This window comes from Spirulina subsalsa FACHB-351, assembly GCF_026130165.1.
Classification (GTDB): domain Bacteria; phylum Cyanobacteriota; class Cyanobacteriia; order Cyanobacteriales; family Spirulinaceae; genus Spirulina_A; species Spirulina_A subsalsa_A.
This window is the reverse complement of sequence record NZ_JAIHOM010000060.1, coordinates 13071-30273: the sequence shown is the minus strand read 5'-3', so window position 1 is coordinate 30273 and position 17203 is coordinate 13071. Positions and strand designations below refer to the sequence as shown.

The 17203-nt window shown below is 49.1% G+C and carries 13 protein-coding genes; 9 read left to right on the top strand and 4 right to left on the bottom strand.

Translation table 11 applies throughout. The features are described 5' to 3' along the window. Positions 1-224: 224 nt before the first annotated feature. From K4A83_RS13160 to K4A83_RS13150, 3 genes are all read right to left on the bottom strand, one after another. Positions 225-1295, bottom strand: a complete 1071-nt coding sequence (locus K4A83_RS13160; protein WP_265265040.1) for an LOG family protein — start codon at positions 1293-1295, stop codon at positions 225-227. Positions 1296-1510: 215 nt separating this feature from the next. After that, positions 1511-1828: a thioredoxin gene (gene trxA, locus K4A83_RS13155; protein WP_017305605.1), complete on the bottom strand. Its 318-nt coding sequence runs from the start codon at positions 1826-1828 to the stop codon at positions 1511-1513. 387 nt (positions 1829-2215) lie between these two features. After that, positions 2216-2845, bottom strand: coding sequence for a hypothetical protein (locus tag K4A83_RS13150; RefSeq protein ID WP_265265039.1), 630 nt, complete (start codon positions 2843-2845; stop codon positions 2216-2218). 13 nt (positions 2846-2858) lie between these two features. On the opposite strand from K4A83_RS13150, the gene K4A83_RS13145 reads away from it, so the two are divergent. The 3 genes from K4A83_RS13145 to K4A83_RS13135 all read left to right on the top strand — a co-directional run bounded on the left by K4A83_RS13145 (position 2859) and on the right by K4A83_RS13135 (position 6661). Beyond that, positions 2859-3710 (top strand): pentapeptide repeat-containing protein, encoded by an 852-nt coding sequence (locus K4A83_RS13145; protein WP_265265038.1) that lies wholly within the window; start codon positions 2859-2861, stop codon positions 3708-3710. A gap of 107 nt (positions 3711-3817) precedes the next feature. After that, positions 3818-5506, top strand: a complete 1689-nt coding sequence (locus K4A83_RS13140) for an NAD(P)H-quinone oxidoreductase subunit 4 (RefSeq protein WP_321161027.1) — start codon at positions 3818-3820, stop codon at positions 5504-5506. A gap of 321 nt (positions 5507-5827) precedes the next feature. Continuing rightward, positions 5828-6661: a pentapeptide repeat-containing protein gene (locus K4A83_RS13135; protein ID WP_265265037.1), complete on the top strand. Its 834-nt coding sequence runs from the start codon at positions 5828-5830 to the stop codon at positions 6659-6661. A gap of 165 nt (positions 6662-6826) precedes the next feature. On the opposite strand, the gene K4A83_RS13130 is transcribed toward K4A83_RS13135, so the two are convergent. Continuing rightward, positions 6827-8911: a M3 family metallopeptidase gene (locus tag K4A83_RS13130; RefSeq protein ID WP_265265036.1), complete on the bottom strand. Its 2085-nt coding sequence runs from the start codon at positions 8909-8911 to the stop codon at positions 6827-6829. A gap of 405 nt (positions 8912-9316) precedes the next feature. Between K4A83_RS13130 and K4A83_RS13125 the strand changes: the two genes are divergently transcribed. The 6 genes from K4A83_RS13125 (at position 9317) to speA (ending at position 17155) form a co-directional block, all read left to right on the top strand. Then, on the top strand, positions 9317-11389 hold the full coding sequence (locus K4A83_RS13125) for an NAD(P)H-quinone oxidoreductase subunit 5 (RefSeq protein ID WP_265265035.1): 2073 nt from the start codon (positions 9317-9319) through the stop codon (positions 11387-11389). A gap of 186 nt (positions 11390-11575) precedes the next feature. Then, positions 11576-12313, top strand: coding sequence for an RNA-guided endonuclease InsQ/TnpB family protein (locus tag K4A83_RS13120; protein WP_265265034.1), 738 nt, complete (start codon positions 11576-11578; stop codon positions 12311-12313). Between the two features lie 70 nt (positions 12314-12383). Next, positions 12384-13964, top strand: coding sequence for an NAD(P)H-quinone oxidoreductase subunit 4 (locus K4A83_RS13115; protein ID WP_265265033.1), 1581 nt, complete (start codon positions 12384-12386; stop codon positions 13962-13964). A 484-nt stretch (positions 13965-14448) separates the two neighbouring features. Next, positions 14449-14682, top strand: coding sequence for a type II toxin-antitoxin system HicA family toxin (locus K4A83_RS13110; protein ID WP_265265031.1), 234 nt, complete (start codon positions 14449-14451; stop codon positions 14680-14682). Next, on the top strand, positions 14682-14915 hold the full coding sequence (locus tag K4A83_RS13105) for a type II toxin-antitoxin system HicB family antitoxin (RefSeq protein WP_265265030.1): 234 nt from the start codon (positions 14682-14684) through the stop codon (positions 14913-14915). Before K4A83_RS13110 ends, K4A83_RS13105 begins: the two co-directional genes overlap by 1 nt. Before the next feature lie 236 nt (positions 14916-15151). Next, a complete protein-coding gene (speA, locus tag K4A83_RS13100) occupies positions 15152-17155 on the top strand; it encodes a biosynthetic arginine decarboxylase (protein ID WP_265265029.1) in 2004 nt (667 codons plus the stop codon). The last annotated feature ends 48 nt before the right edge of the window (positions 17156-17203 follow it).

Genomic DNA, 17203 nt, shown 5'->3' with positions numbered 1-17203 from the left:
AATCGCGGTCGGACAGCCCGTGATTCAAAATGCTTTCGGAGACGTTCTGTCGGGGTCAATTTCTGATTGGCTAGACAAGAGTCTATGAGGAAAGAATCCACTCGCCTTTAGGCAGTGGAGTGTCAAACAAAACACAATGGGGACTAGCAAGCCCCGTCTCTTGAACGCAGAGGTTGTTCAGAGATTTCAGCTACTTGTGTCAGTCCGTTAGATCAAAAACTTCCCTACTTGCGCTCAGGATGATCACTCTCCGGTAATAATGCCCCCAACTCATTAATCTGTCGAATCATTTGACCCAGACGAGCGGCACTTTTTTGATTAAACTCAAACACTAAACGGGGTAAATTCACCGTCTCGTCTCCTTGTTCGGCGGGAAGAGCCGCACTTTTTTCAATGCGACCTTTTACTAATAAATCCCCATACTCTTCATTCAACTGTTCCACTGTTTCATCCGACAGTTCGGAATTAAGACGCATCACAAACAAATGATTGACATAACGACTCGAATGATACACCCGATAAAAATTGCTAATGGCGGCACAAGCTTGGTCTAAATCGTCCGTAATTGTATAAATACTCGGATCATTCGGACTTACTAAACCATTGGTAATCAGATGATCCCGAATATGTCGGTCAAGGGATTGCCAATAGTCTCCCCCCGGATTGTCAATAAATACAATGGGCGCTGGTCCATATTTTCCCGTCTGGGAGAGGGTCAAACTCTCAAAGGCTTCGTCAAGGGTGCCAAATCCGCCCGGGAAAAGTGCGATCGCATCACTTTCCCGCAAGAAAAATAACTTACGGGTGAAAAAATACTTAAACTGGACTAATTTGGGATCATCTTCAATGTAACGATTTGATCCCTGTTCAAAAGGCAAGTTAATATTTAGGCCAAAAGAATTTTCACGCCCTGCCCCTTCATTCCCCGCGGCCATAATGCCCTCTCCGGCCCCTGTGATCACCATAAAGCCCTGTTCCGTCATCCGACGGGAAAAATCTACAGCCATGCGGTAAATGGGCTTATCCACCGGAGTACGGGCCGACCCGAAAACACTCACTTTGCGAATGTGACGGTAGGGGTAAAAAACCTGAAAGCCCCCTTCCAAGTCCTGCATGGCCGCGCTAAGGATTTTCCAATCCAAGCGGTCTACTTCCTCCCCTGTCAAACGCATCAAGACCGTTAAGGCCCGTTGAATATATTTGCCATGTTTCAGGTCTGGTAAGCGGTTCGCCAGATCATGCAGGGCAGCAGCAAAGGATTCTGAATCGGAATAAGATGAAGGTGACACAGCCATGACGTCTATTATTTTGGCGAACTCCTATTATACCTGAATTTTGAGGACAGGGGGCCCAACAAAAATGCAAACAAAAATGCAAACAAAAATGCTTAGTCTGAAAACAGCCCAAGCACTTTTAACAAAAATATACAAAATGGGGGGATGAGAGCAACTGACTATTCCCCCTAAAATGCGGTCGCGAAGCGTCTCGGAATGAGAATCGCTTTTTCCCTCTAAAGATGTTTTTCCAAAGTATTGGAGAGTGTCGTTTTCGGAACAGCACCTACTACCATATCGACCCGTTGACCGCCTTTGAAAATCATCAAGGTGGGAATACTGCGAATTCCATACTGGCTGGCAACATTAGGGTTTTCGTCAGTGTTGAGTTTTACAACTTTGACTTGACCTTCGTATTGATCCGCGATTTCATCGACAACAGGTGCAACCATCCGACAAGGACCGCACCAGGGGGCCCAAAAATCGACTAGCACCGGAATCTCACTATCTAGAACGACTTCCTTAAAGGTGCTATCTGTAACTGAATCTGCCATAACACAGGATTCCTTGCCTATCTTCTAGCTTTTTGACTTGTAGGAAATTCTACCATAGCAATACTTATCCACTTTGGGTCAATACAGTATACAATCAACATAATTTAATAATAATTCGTCTGGATATCACAAAATGTAGATTTTGTCAAGGAAAAAACGAATTAGAGCCAAAAAGGCATAAAAACAGTGAGGACAAGGGTTAAGCCCCCTAAAGGCAAAGCCCCGGCAAAAAGAAACCGCCCGAACTCTGTCCGGGCGGATAAGTGGTGTGAGGAGTGAACGGAAACATTTGTCTCCGCTTCTTCTATTGTAAGCGACAGGTTGGTTTTTTCCATTAATTTAAGGAAAAAACCGATTAGTCCTGTTTAGAGTGAGGATCAGAATACCTTAGAGTTTGTGCAGGAGTTGAGTTGCGATCGCCTTAACCCTCACCTGGGGCCAACGATCCTCGGGGTTTAAAACCACAAGTAAAACAGCTTGGCGATCGCGGCGAAACAGCAAAACCTCCCCCTCAAACCCTTGATGGACAAGATTTAGGCTCACATTCATTCCCGTTGAGCGATCGCCCACCCCCCGCAAATCCCGCCGATACTCATACCCCTCCCAACTCACCCGCGCCCCCCCCATCTTCCCCGCCAAATTCCCCCAGAAATCCCCCCGTTGCACCGGATCATCAAACCGCTCCAAATAGGCATCAAACCGCCCCACATCCTCCACCCATCCCACCATCCCTAACACCAACTCCAGCCTCCGAGGATGGAAATACACAAACACCTCCCCCCCCTGCCATCCCCCCTCCTCCAGCACCCCAGCCAACTGCTCCACCCGTCCCCCCACCGGACGCAACAGCACCCTCGGCAACTCCTGAAACCCCCCCGGTAACTCATCCAAACCCAGCAGAGCAACCCCTTCCTCCCCCCCGATCGAGACAGCAGAGAATAAGGGTAGACTATAGGCAGGACTGCCATAGCAATTCATCAACACAACCAAACAGAACACCAGTAGGGTTTTCATCACAGCAAATAGGGGTATGGATAGGGAAGCTTTACTACAAAATTACCAGACCGGAGAAACCGACTTTCACGGCTTAGACCTCACAGGCATCGACCTAAGTTTTCTCATCCTCACCGGAATAGACCTGAGCGAAGTCAACCTATTTCAAGCCAACCTCAGAGGCACCGACCTCAGCAACGCCACCCTCATGAGCGCCTCCTGTATCGAAGCCGATTTTGAGGGCAGCAACCTCAACCGCGCCGACCTCAGCATGGCCGAACTCCTCCGCGTCAACCTCAGTGGCGCTCGACTCAACCTCGCCTTCTGTAGCGGAACAGACCTCAGCCAAGCCGACTTAATGATGGCACGCCTCATCGGCACCGAATTAGTTGGAGCAACCCTCCACCATGCCAACCTCATCGGAGCCAGTTTAATGGGAGCCAACCTCACCGCCGCCATTCTCACCCAAGCCAACCTCAGCCGGACCTATCTCTACGAAGCCGATTTTAGAGAAACCGACCTCAGCCAGACCAACATTAAAGAAGCCCTCTTTGACCATCAAACCCACTTCCCCAACGACTTCGACCCCATCGCCGCCGGAGCCTGTTTAATCGCCCCCGGCGTTAACCTAGCCGGAAAAATCCTCAGTGGAATGCGCCTTACCGGAGCCAACCTAGCCGGAGCCAACCTCAGCGCAGCCGACTTAAGTCAAGTAGAATTCACCCAAGGCAACCTAGCCGGAGCCAACCTAGCCGGAGCCAACCTAGCTGGGGCATTTTTAAGGGGAGCCAACCTCGAAGGCGCTAACCTCGAAGGCGCTAACCTCAAAGGAACCAACCTAGCCGGAGCCATCATGCCCAACGGCTCCATCAATCCCCTTGATAATTGATCATGAATTTTTTTCAACTTGTATAAAATTTTGACAAAAAAACTTAACATTTGTTTACAAAGGGAGTATAATTACCCTCATAACACTCTCATGGTTTACAAATTATTATGATCGTGGCTCAATTTCCTTGGCTTACCGCGATTATCCTACTCCCTCTGATCGCGTCCTTAGCTATCCCAGTCCTACCCGACAAAACAGGCAAACGGGTACGTTGGTACGCTCTCGGGGTTGGTATCGCGGACTTTGTGTTAATGTGTTACGCCTTTTGGCAAAATTACGATACAAGCCTGGCAGGTTTTCAACTCGCCGAAAAATACGACTGGTTACCCGCACTCGGCTTAAGCTGGGCTGTTTCCGTCGATGGCATCTCCATGCCCCTCGTCCTCTTAGCTGGACTGGTGACAACCCTCGCCATCCTCGCCTCTTGGCAAGTAGACCACAAACCCCGTCTCTTCTACTTCCTGATGCTGGTGCTATATTCCGCCCAGGTTGGGGTTTTCGTCGCCCAAGACTTATTACTACTCTTCATCATGTGGGAACTAGAATTAGTTCCCGTTTATTTGCTCGTTTCCATCTGGGGCGGACAAAAGCGCCGTTACGCAGCAACCAAGTTTCTGCTCTACACCGCCGCCGCTTCCGTCTTCATCCTAGTTGCAGGCTTAGGCCTTGCCCTCTACGGTGGCGGAACCCCTACCTTCGACATGGTAGAACTCGCCCTCAAAGAATATCCCCTAGCTTTAGAATTACCCCTGTACGCCGGATTACTCATCGCCTTTGGAGTAAAACTCGCCATCTTCCCCCTCCATACCTGGCTCCCCGATGCTCACGGTGAAGCCTCTGCCCCCGTCTCCATGATTCTGGCTGGGGTACTCTTAAAAATGGGCGGTTATGGCTTACTCCGTCTCAACTTAGGTCTGTTATCCGACGCTCACGTTTACTTTGCCCCCGTCTTAATTATCCTTGGCGTAGTCAACATTATTTACGGTGGTTTTGCCTCCTTCGGGCAAACCAACATGAAACGCCGCCTCGCCTACTCCTCCGTCGCTCATATGGGCTTCGTCCTCCTCGGCATTGCCTCCTACACCGACTTAGGCATTAGTGGGGCTATGTTACAGATGATTTCTCATGGTCTGATTGCGGCCGTCTTATTCTTCCTCGCAGGTGTCACCTACGACCGCACCCACACCCTCGCCCTCGATGAGATGAGCGACATCGGCAAAGTAATGCCCAAAGTTTTCGCCCTCTTTACGGCTGCCGCAATGGCTTCCCTTGCCCTCCCCGGGATGAGTGGCTTTGCCAGTGAATTAGCCGTCTTCCTCGGTGTAACAGGAAGTGACCTCTATAACCTCAACTTCCGCGCCGTGATTGCTCTGTTAGCCGCCGTTGGCTTAATTATCACCCCCATCTATCTGCTCTCGATGTTGCGTCAACTCTTTTATGGGGCGGCTTTACCCCCCTCCTGTGTGATGGGAAATAGCCGTGTACAGACTCAAGAAAATGAGCCGGCCGTTTGTTTTGGTACCAGTTGCGTCTTACCTGCTGAAGCCAAATACACCGACGCTCAACCCCGAGAACTCTTTATCGCGGCTTCCTTCTTAGTGTTGATTGTCGGGATTGGGTTTTATCCTAAGTTAGCCACTCAACTCTATGATGTGCAAACGGTGGCCATTAATGCCCAAGTTCGTCAATCTTTCACCAAGATTGCGGAAGCACATCCTCAAATTTATGCCCAAGGCTTGTTAGCCCCAGATTTAATTGAATCGGAAGTGGCTTCTGTGGTGGGTGTCCTGAAGTAAAACCCTTGCAGATTACAACAGTACCCTGTTTCCTTTTCGGGAACAGGGTTTTTTAATCCGTATTTATACGGATTAAACTCTGCTTTTTTCTGGGGTGAAAAACCAGATACTTTCTGGAAATTTGCTTAACCAAATCTGGCAAAATGCAGTATTTCTTAATACTATTTTAAACTTTTTTAAACAAGACCCCCCGATTGCCCCAAGACCACCTAGGCTAAGAAGTAGAATAAAAGTATAGAAAGCTCAACACTAGACATAAAGACAAGTCGCTTAAAAGTCGTTTCCGTTTTGGGGTTGCCCAGTTAAGGAGGGTTACATAGGATGGATGTTCGTCATTTACTTAGAGCCTACGAACAGGGGGTTCGTGATTTTGCGGGGGTTGATCTAAGTGGTTTAGACCTGAAATGTGTCACGTTAATTGGGGTGAATTTTCGCGATGCCAACTTAACTGGGGCCAATTTTAACCGCGCTTTTCTCACCAAGGCAGACCTCAGTGGGGCGAGTTTGAACTGGGCAAATTTAAGTTGTTCTAAGTTAAGTAATGCGAAGTTAATTGAAACTGATTTAACTAAGGCCAATTTAACGGGAGCCTTTATGGTGAGAGCGAAGTTCCCTCGGGCGAAATTAAGCGGGGCTATCTTAGCTCATGCGAATTTGCGGGGAGCGAATTTGTGGGGGGCTAATCTCTGCGGGGCGAATTTACAACGGGTGAATTTGCGTCAGGCTAATTTAAGCGGGGCGAATTTAAACTGGGCGAATCTGGCGGAGGGGCGTTTATCCCATGCGGAACTTTACGGCACTTCGTTGAATGGGGCGATTTTGAGTAAGGCTTTTTTGAAAGAGGTGGATTTGAGTGGGGTGGATTTGGAAGGGGTAAATCTGAGTGAAGCTCGTTTAGGTGGAGCAAATTTAGAGGGGGCGAATTTAACTCGGGCGAATTTACGGGCGGCGCAGTTGCAACAGGCGAATCTCAAGGGGGTAAATTTGACGGGGGCGGATTTATCGGAGGCGTTGTTACGCAATGCCAATTTAATGGCGGCGATTTTGCGAGGTACGAATTTAACGGGGGCGAAGTTGGAGGGGGTGGTTGGTCAAAGTTATCAGGCTGAGGTGTTGGAGTTGCCGGATTCCTGTTTCATGAATGCGGTTGGTTGAAGGGAATAGGGAATTGATAATTGATAATTGACAATTGACAATTGTTTCCGATTCCCGACTCCCGACTCCCCCAAGAGAGAAGTGAGAATAGAGAAGTGAGAATAGAGAATTCTCCTCTTTCCTCCCCTGCTCCCCCGCTCCCCTGCTCCCGACTCCCGACCTAATTCACCCCGCCGCCACTAGGCCGCTATGACGTAATAAGGGTTCTGTGTTGGGTTCGCGACCTCGGAAGGCTTTAAAGACTTCCATGGGGTGTAAACTGCCTCCTAGGGCTAACACGGTGTCGCGGAAACGCTCTCCGGTGGCGATGACGGCCTCTTCATTGTCTAGGCCGGCTTCTTCAAAGGCGGCAAAGGCATCAGCGCTCAGGACTTCGGCCCATTTATAACTGTAGTACCCGGCCGCGTAGCCTCCGGCGAAAATATGACCGAAACTACAGAGGAAAGAGTCCTCGGGGAGGGGGGGGAGGATGGTGGTGGTTTGAGCAAGGCGATCGCGCACTTGATTGGGTGTTTCCTCTCCTTGGGGTTGATAGCGGTGATGTAGCTCCAGATCCAACAGACTAAAATGCACCTGTCGCAACATCGCGGAACCACTCATATAATTGCGGGCGGCCAGTAACTTCTGATAATAATGCTCCGGCAAGACTTCCCCGGTCTCGTAGTGTTTCGCCATGCCTAATAAGGTTGTGCGGTCATAACACCAGTTTTCCATAAACTGACTGGGCAACTCCACCGCATCCCATTCCACATTGTTAATCCCAGAAGCCCCCACATAGTCCACCGTGGTTAACATATGCTGTAAACCATGCCCAAACTCATGGAATAGGGTTTCTACCTCTTCAAAGGTCATTAAACTGGGTTTCCCATCCACCGGGGGGGACTGATTACAGATTAAGTAGGCCACAGGTAAACGGGTAATCGTTTTGCCTTCTACGGTCATTTTGGCCCGTCCGATGCAGTCATTCATCCAAGCGCCGCCGCGTTTTTGGGCTGGGCGACTGTAGGGATCGAGGTAAAAATAGGCGATCGCATCCCCCCCCTGATCTTGAATCTCAAAATACCGGACATCCTCATGCCACACCGGAGCCTGTCCATCGGCCGCCACAATCTGCACCCCAAAAATCCGCCGCGCTAAACCAAATAACCCCTCTAACACTTGGGGTAAGGGAAAATAGGGTCGCAACTCCTCCGCATTAAACGCAAACTTCCCCTCGCGCTGACGTTCCGCCCAAAACGACACATCCCAATGCTTCAAATCCGCTCCTCCAGCAAAGGCTTTCAGTTCCTCAAACTCTCGTTGTGCCGCCTCGTAACTCACACCACGCAACTCTTCTAGTAGCTTTTCCACTGCCTCCACATTCGGCGCCATCTTGCGGGCTAAACTCATCTCCCCATAGCTGCTATAGCCCAAAATTTCCGCCTCTTCTTGCCGTAAGGTCAAAATCCGGCCAATTAATGGGTTATTATCCCATTCCCCCTCCGCCGCTCGACGAATATAAGCCCGATAGACCTTTTCCCGTAAATCCTCCCGGCGGCTATGCTGCATAAAGGGGTAATAACTGGGAAAATCCAACGTCACCACCCAAGGCCCTCCTTCCGGTGTCGCCCCCTCTTCCCCCGCCGTGCGCGCCGTTTGTGCCGCCAAACCTAACCAACTGGGGGGCATTCCTTCCACCTCTTCCGGTGTCGTCAGTTTTAACTGAAAGGCCTTTGTTGCATCCAGAACATGATTAGAAAACTTGGTCGAAAGTTCGGCTAGTTCCAACTGAATCCCATTGAACCGTTCTTTGGTTTCCCCCTGCAACCCCACACCAGAAAGCTCTGCATCGCGGATAGCGGCCTCGACAATGCGTTTCTGGGCGGGTTCAAGGCTGTTATACTCTCCCGAGGCCGCAAGGGCTTTAAATGCCCCATAAATGGGCTGACTTTGCGCCACCTCATTACTAAATTTAACCAGTTCCGGCTCGACCTGTTCATAAGCTTGGCGTAACTCTGGACTATTTTTCACGCTCATTAAATGACCAATCACTCCCCAAGTCCAGCCGAAACGTTCTTGTAGTTCCGTTAGCGGCACAACCAGTCCTTGCCAAGTGGGGGTTAGGTTCGTTTCAATCTGTTGCAGTTTTCCCCGCAAGTCTTTGAGGAGTTCCGTCACAGCAGGGATCACATGATCTGGGGTAATCTCGGGAAAAGGGGGTAATCCGTAACCAATCAGTAAGGGATTTTGAGCCACTGTTGTTTCTACCATGTTATGTCTAATGGAATCTTGGGTTGTATCAAGGTTTCTCTCTTTTCTATACTTTAACGAATGAGGGGGAGTTGCTTCTTGACATCCTCCACCGTCGTAAACGACGGGGATTCCTAGACCTCGCAATCTAGGCTTTCTGCTTCAGCGCCAGTTGACTAGACCCTGTTCCCAGAATCCCCGTCACATCTTTCCTATTCCCTATTCCCTCCCCCCACGAGCAGACTTTCTCAATAAGCCCGAATCCCCGGCCTTAATATGTCAGAATAAGAACGGTACAGCGTCCTGTGGAATCCTGAGAGACTTAAAGCCGTCCTCTCTTCCTGCCCATCGTTTACTTGTACAAAGCCGCAGAAGGGAAAACGCTGTATCCTCAAACTTGAGACGATTATAGAATCAGCATAAGTAATGGAACCACTGCTTTATGAATACGCCTGGCTTATTCCAGTGTTGCCCTTAGTGGGGGCGACGTTGGTAGGAGTTGGGTTAATTTCTCTCAACAAATTTACTAATCAACTGCGACAGTTGAACGCCGCGTTCATCATCACCCTGTTAGGGGTGTCGATGGCTATGTCTTTCGCGCTACTGTGGAGTCAAATTCAAGGACATGGTTCCTATACCAGCACCTTTGAATGGGCATCGGCCGGAAATTTTCATCTGACGATGGGGTATATTATTGACCCCCTCACCGCAGTGATGTTAGTGATCGTGTGTACGGTGGCCTTTTTGGTCATGATCTACACTGACGGCTACATGGCGCACGATCCCGGCTATGTCCGTTTTTATTCCTACCTGAGTATTTTTAGCTCCTCTATGTTGGGGTTAGTGATTAGCCCCAATTTAGTCCAGATTTATATTTTCTGGGAGTTGGTGGGGATGTGTTCCTACCTGTTGATTGGGTTTTGGTATGACCGCAAAGCGGCCGCCGATGCCTGTCAGAAAGCCTTTGTGGTCAACCGTGTGGGGGACTTCGGGCTGTTGTTGGGGATGTTGGGGCTATATTGGGCAACGGGTAGCTTTGAATTTGAAATTATGGGCGATCGCCTCGCGGAATTAGTTTCCTCGGGAGCCTTAGCGGGAGGACTCGCTGCCCTGTTTGGAGTTCTCGTGTTTCTCGGTCCGGTGGCCAAATCAGCACAGTTTCCCCTCCATGTGTGGCTTCCAGACGCAATGGAAGGCCCTACCCCCATTTCGGCCCTGATTCACGCGGCCACTATGGTAGCGGCCGGGGTGTTCCTGATTGCCCGGATGTACCCGGTGTTTGAGCATATCCCCGTGGCTATGGATACCATCGCCTGGACGGGGGCGTTTACCGCCTTTCTGGGGGCTTCCATTGCCATTACCCAAAATGACATCAAAAAAGGTCTGGCCTACTCTACCGTGTCCCAATTGGGCTATATGGTGATGGCAATGGGCTGTGGGGCTTACAGTGCAGGAGTCTTCCACTTGATGACCCATGCTTACTTTAAGGCCATGTTGTTCCTCTGTTCTGGGTCTGTCATTCACGGTATGGAAGGAGTAGTCGGCCATGACCCTGTTTTAGCCCAAGATATGCGCCTGATGGGAGGTTTACGGAAATATATGCCCATTACGGCCTTTACGTTTTTAGTGGGCAACTTAGCCATCTGTGGGATTCCCCCCTTTGCCGGATTCTGGTCAAAAGATGAAATTTTAGGGTTAGCCTTTCAAGCCAATCCCGCCCTCTGGGTGGTGGGCTGGTTAACGGCTGGGATTACGGCCTTTTATATGTTTCGGATGTATTTCCTCACCTTTGAGGGAGAGTTCCGAGGCACCAATCAAACCATTATCGCCCAACTGAAAGCGGCGGCGGCTGGTGTGGAGGAGGAAGTGGTGCTTGAGCCTGCTTTCGGCCCCGGGGCGATGGATCCCCATGAATTAGACCATGATGAGGATCATCACCACAGCAGCGAGCCTCATGAGTCTCCTTGGACTATGACCTTGCCCCTGTTAGTGTTGGCTGTGCCCTCTTTCTTGTTAGGCTGGCTGGGGCGGCCTTGGGCGAACTCTTTTGAGGCGCTGGTTCATGCTCCGGGTGAAACGACGGCGGAAGTGGTGGAACACGCGGCTCATTTTAGTTGGACCGAGTTTGCCATCATGGGGGGAAATTCTGTGGGGATTGCCCTGATTGGGATTACAGTTGCTTCTCTGATGTATTTACAGCAGAAAATCAGCGCGGGGGCGATCGCACAAAAAATTCAACCCCTCTATAATCTCTCCCTCAATAAATGGTACTTCGACGAGATTTATGACCGGGTGTTTGTCATGGGCTGCCGTCGTCTAGCCCGGCAAATGCTAGAGATTGACTACCGCGTAGTGGATGGGGCGGTTAACTTCACCGGATTAGTCACCGTAGTGACAGGTCAAGGGCTGAAGTATTTTGAAAACGGACGCGCTCAATTCTACGCCCTGATTATTTTCGCCGCCGTCCTCGGGTTTGTGGTCCTATCCAGTATTGGTTAACCTCTGACCCCTGACAATTCAAAGATTAACGTTAAAAGGGGAAGGTCAAGTCAACTTTCCCCTTTTAACAAAATGTTGCTTCCTCCCTTGCAGGGAGGGGATGAATAGCAACCCATAAACCAACTGAGCGATCGCGAATCCTAGGATGATCAGGTACAATGTTATCGGCAACAGCAAATAAAGATAATGTATAAGGCATACAAGTATCGCATCTACCCAACCGACGACCAAAAAGCGTCTCTCGCGAAGGCCTTTGGATGCTGTCGTTGGTATGGGAATTTTGCACTCAACCTATGCCAACAAACATATCTCAAGACAGGCAAAGGATTATCTCGTGGATATATCCAGAGTCTGTTACCAGGGTTAAAAAAGGAATACCCTTGGCTAAGGGATGCCTATTCCCAGTCTTTGCAAGTTGTTGCTCTCAATCTTTCCACTGCCTATAAAAACTGCTTTGAGAAGCGGGCGCAATTGCCCCGTTTCAAGTCAAAGCATGGTCGGCAGTCATTAAGTTATCCCGCCAACGTTAAGTTTGAGGGAGACTATATCAAACTACCGGGGAAGATTGGGCTAGTCTACTGCCATCGTCATCGAGCATTTGAAGGGACAATCAAATTTCTACACAAACTATCCCGCAAGATAGTCAACGAAAACCAAGTTGTAGATAGTTGGTCGTTAGATATTCGTCAATGGCAATGTCAACATTGTGGGACTTGCCACGAGCGAGATGTCAATGCGGCACAAAATATCAGAAATGAAGCCTTGCGGATACTTCGACTATGCTCAGTACAAGTCTTGTCGTTGGGAACCAGCGATACTGCCTGGGGAGGGAGTGTAAGACAACCTGGCAAAACATCGGTTTTGTTAGATGCAGTTCCCGTTGAATCAGGAAGCCCCATCCTCGCCAACGGCAGGGTGGGGTAGTTCACTATTGAAAGGATGGGACATGGGGCCTCACCTGCGTTCCGTCTTCTGATTTACGATTCAACTTGATATGACCAATTTTCCTTGGCTTACGACCATTATTCTGCTGCCCATCGTCGCCAGTCTTTTAATCCCCATTATCCCGGATAAAGACGGTAAAACAGTACGATGGTATGCCCTGATTGTGGGGCTAATTGATTTTGTCTTGATTGTTTATGCCTTTTATAGTGGCTATGACTTAGGGAATCCTGAATTACAACTGGTGGAAAGTTATGCCTGGATTCCCGATTTAGACCTGAAATGGTCTGTGGGGGCCGATGGTTTATCCATGCCTCTGATTATCCTAACGGGATTTATCACCACTTTAGCGATTATGGCGGCCTGGCCCGTCACCCTCAAGCCTAAACTGTTCTATTTCCTGATGTTAGCCATGTATGGCGGACAAATCGCCGTCTTTGCGGTTCAGGATATGTTACTGTTCTTCTTGGTTTGGGAGTTGGAACTGGTTCCGGTTTACCTCATTCTCTCCATTTGGGGCGGTAAAAAGCGACTTTACGCGGCCACCAAGTTTATTCTCTATACCGCCGGGGGTTCCCTGTTTATTTTGGTCGCGGCCTTGACTATGGCTTTCTATGGCGATACGGTCACATTTGATATGAGTGCGATCGCCGCCAAAGATTACGCCTTTAATCTCCAACTTCTCCTCTATGCCGGACTCCTCATTGCCTATGGCGTAAAACTGCCCATTTTCCCCCTCCATACCTGGCTCCCTGATGCCCACGGAGAAGCCACCGCCCCCGCCCATATGTTACTGGCGGGAATTCTCCTGAAAATGGGCGGTTATGCCTTAATTCGCATGAATTTGGGGATGCTACCCGATGCCCATGTTTTCTTTGCCCCCATCCTCGTGATTTTGGGAGTGGTGAACATTGTTTATGCTGCCCTCACCTCTTTTGCCCAACGCAATCTAAAACGGAAAATCGCCTACTCTTCCATCTCTCACATGGGTTTCGTCTTGATTGGTTTAGGCTCCTTTACCAATTTAGGCCTCAGTGGGGCGCTGTTACAGATGATTTCTCATGGTTTAATCGGGGCTAGTCTCTTCTTTATGGTGGGGGCAACTTACGACCGTACCCATACCCTCATGTTGGATGAAATGGGTGGCGTGGGCAAGCAGATGAAGAAAATCTTCGCCATGTGGACCTCTTGCTCTTTGGCCTCCCTTGCCTTACCGGGGATGAGTGGTTTTGTGGCGGAATTAATGGTCTTTGTCGGTTTTGCTACCAGTGATGCTTTTAATCCCATCTTTAAGGTAGTGGTGGTCTTACTGGCCGCCGTTGGGGTGATTTTAACCCCCATTTACCTGCTCTCAATGTTGCGGGAAATCTTCTATGGCCAGGAAAATAAAGAATTAGTAGAACATGAGGTTTTAGTAGATGCAGAACCTCGGGAAGTGTTCATTATTGCTTCTTTATTGGTGCCGATTATTGGCATTGGTTTATATCCTAAAGTGGCCACCCAGATTTACGATGCAACGGTGACACAACTCACGTCAATGATTCGCTCCCACGTTCCGGCCTTAACGGCAACGTCCCAGGCCCCGGAAGTGGAAAACGTGGCGTTTTTAAAAGCCCCCGATTTATACGAGTAGGGCTAATCTTGAAAAGTTCAGGGAATAGGGAATAGGGAACAGGGAATCATTCTTAATTCCCCGACTCTCCCGCGAAGAGAGAAGAGAGAATTATTACGGACTCCTGACTCTCCCTCTCTCCTCTCTCCTCTCCCCTGCTCCCCGAGTTATTCAGCAAGCCCTACTTACTATTTCAGGTAAAATAAGATAATATAGCCAGTCCCAATGAAACGTGAACTCTGGACCATTCCTATTTGGATTTTAGGTGATCCTATCAAATAGGTTGGCTATAAGTAGGGTCTGCTGAATATCTCTCTAAGCAATGTTAATAGGTATTTGGGGCATTTTAAGAGCGAGAAACTGCAAGGTTTTGGGGATAAATAATCAAAAAGGCTTGCCTTTTTTCGACTCCCCTTCCTGTTCCCTAGCCCCACGAGTGGAGTTATATGCCTAACGGCACGCTTCGCGTACAGCAAGCCCTAAGTAATATCGGAATCAATGAGGCATGAGCCAACGGGATAAACTATGGGAAAAAGCGAATCAAAATCCACAAAATCTGACCTTTAATGAATTTGAAACCCTCTTGAAACAATCGGAGTGGATTTTAAAACGCCAACGCGGAAGCCATCGTTTATGGCAGTCTCCCACAGGTCAATTATTGCCCATTCAACCTCGTAAAGATGGCAAAGCCAAATCTTATCAAGTTCAACAGTTTATTCAATACCAAGGAACTGTATAATGATGACTCTTGACAATTACAACTTTGATGGATTTATCCTCGGCTTATACCTAGATGAACAAGGAGACTGGCTCGCCTATTTTCAAGAAATTCCCAGCATTTCCGCTTTTGGAGACACCCCCCAAGAAGCCCTAGAAGAATTGAGAATTGCCTGGGAACTTGTGAAGGAAGAATACCGAGCGCAAAATAAAACCATCCCCATCCCTCAAAATCGTAACCCTCAAGTCGCGTAATTCAATATTGTTTTACCCATTTCCGAATCTTGACAAGTTAAGGCTGAAAGCTAGAATTCAAGAGCATCGGGAGTCGGGAGTCGGGAGTCGGAAACAATTATCAATTATCAATTCCCTATTACTTCTCCCCCGCTCCCCTGCTCCCCTGCTCCCCTGCTCCCCTGCTCCCCCGCTCCCCTGCTCCCCTGCTCCCCCATTCTCGATTTCCCATTCCCCATCTACCCGGAGTATAAGCAATGGCATTGCAGACAGATAAACCCGTAGAGACAACTCAAACCCTATATAATCCTTTATCATCCCCTCAAACCCCTTGGCGGATTGAAGATAGTGAAGCCCTCTATCGGATTCAAGGCTGGGGAGATCCCTATTTTTCCATTAATGCGGCGGGTCATGTGCTAGTGTCTCCTCAAGGGGAACGAGGGGGATCTCTGGATCTCTATGAATTGGTGCAAGAATTGCGGCAACGCAACCTGAATTTACCCCTCCTGATTCGCTTTTCGGATATTCTCGCCGATCGGATTGAACGTCTCAATGCTTGTTTTGCTAGGGCGATCGCACGCTACAACTATCCGGGAGAATATCGGGGGGTGTATCCCGTGAAGTGTAACCAACACCGCCATCTAGTGGAGTCGGTGGTTAAGTTTGGCAAACCCTATCAATTTGGGCTGGAGGCCGGGTCTAAACCTGAGCTAATGATTGCCTTAGCGACCCTAGAACCTGCCTTACACCAGAATTTGACCTCAAAAGCCACTTTACTGATTTGCAATGGCTATAAAGACCGGGATTATATTGAAACAGCCCTACTCTCCACTCGTTTAGGGCATACTCCGGTCATTGTCATTGAACAATTATCGGAATTAGCCATTGCTTTGGAATTGAGCCAAACCCTAGATATTGCACCCATTTTAGGGGTGCGGGCGAAACTGAGCGCTAAGGGTGCCGGCCACTGGGGAGAGTCTACAGGCGATCGCGCTAAATTTGGCCTAACTATTCCTGAAATCCTCCAAGTCGTGACCCAACTAAAAAGCGCGGGGATGTTGGACTGTTTACAACTCCTCCATTTCCACATCGGCTCCCAAATCGCCTCGATTAGCACGATTAAAGATGCCATCCGCGAGGCCAGTCAAATCTATGTCGAATTGGTCAAACTGGGGGCGAATATGCAGTATTTAGACGTGGGGGGCGGTTTAGCGGTGGACTATGACGGTTCAAAAACCAACTTCTACGCCTCGAAAAACTACAATATGCAGAACTACGCCAATGATATTGTAGCCGAGGTGCAAGAAGCCTGTGAGGAACGCCAGGTTGCGGCTCCTACCCTCGTCAGTGAAAGTGGCCGTGCGATCGCCAGTCATCAAGGCGTGCTAATCTTTGATATTCTCGGAGCCAGTTACCCCGCCCTACAATACCCAGAGATTACCAGCAGCAAAGAAAACCTCGTCATCCGCAACCTACGGGATACCTACGCCACCATCACCCCGGAAAACTACCAGGAAGCCTATCACGATGCCGTTCAATTCAAAGAAGAAGCCATCAGTTTATTTAACTTTGGCTATCTGAGCTTACAGGAACGTGCGATCGCCGAGCAACTTTACTGGGTCTGTTGCGAGAAAATCCTGCACATCACCCGTCAACAGGACTACGTTTCCGACGATCTCGCCGACCTAGAAAAAAACATGACGGCCATTTACTACGCCAACTTATCTATTTTTCAATCAGCCCCCGATGCTTGGGCCTTAGATCAACTCTTTCCCATTATGCCCATTCATCGTCTCACCGAAGAACCCACAGAACGCGCCATCCTGGCCGATTTAACCTGTGATAGTGACGGCAAAATCAACAAATTTATTGACCTGCGCGACATTAAAGACTCCCTCGAACTCCACCCCCTCCAGTTAGGCCCCCATCACACTCGGGCCCCCTATTATCTGGGGATGTTTTTAGTTGGAGCCTATCAAGAAATTATGGGCAATCTCCATAACTTATTCGGGGATACCAACGTCGTGCATATTAAAATGACCCCCCAAGGGTATCAAGTAGAATCCATTGTGAAAGGAGACACCATTAGCGAAGTCCTCCACTATACCCAATATAAGCCCGACGACCTGATTGAAACAGTACGGCGACGCACAGAACAAGCCCTACAGGAGCAGCGTATTACCCTAGAAGAAGCCCAACGGTTATTGAGTAATTATGAACAGACTCTCACCCACTACACCTATTTAAGTGGGGCTTGCTGAATAACTCGGGGAATAGGGAGCAGGGGAGCAGGGGAGCAGGGGAGCGGG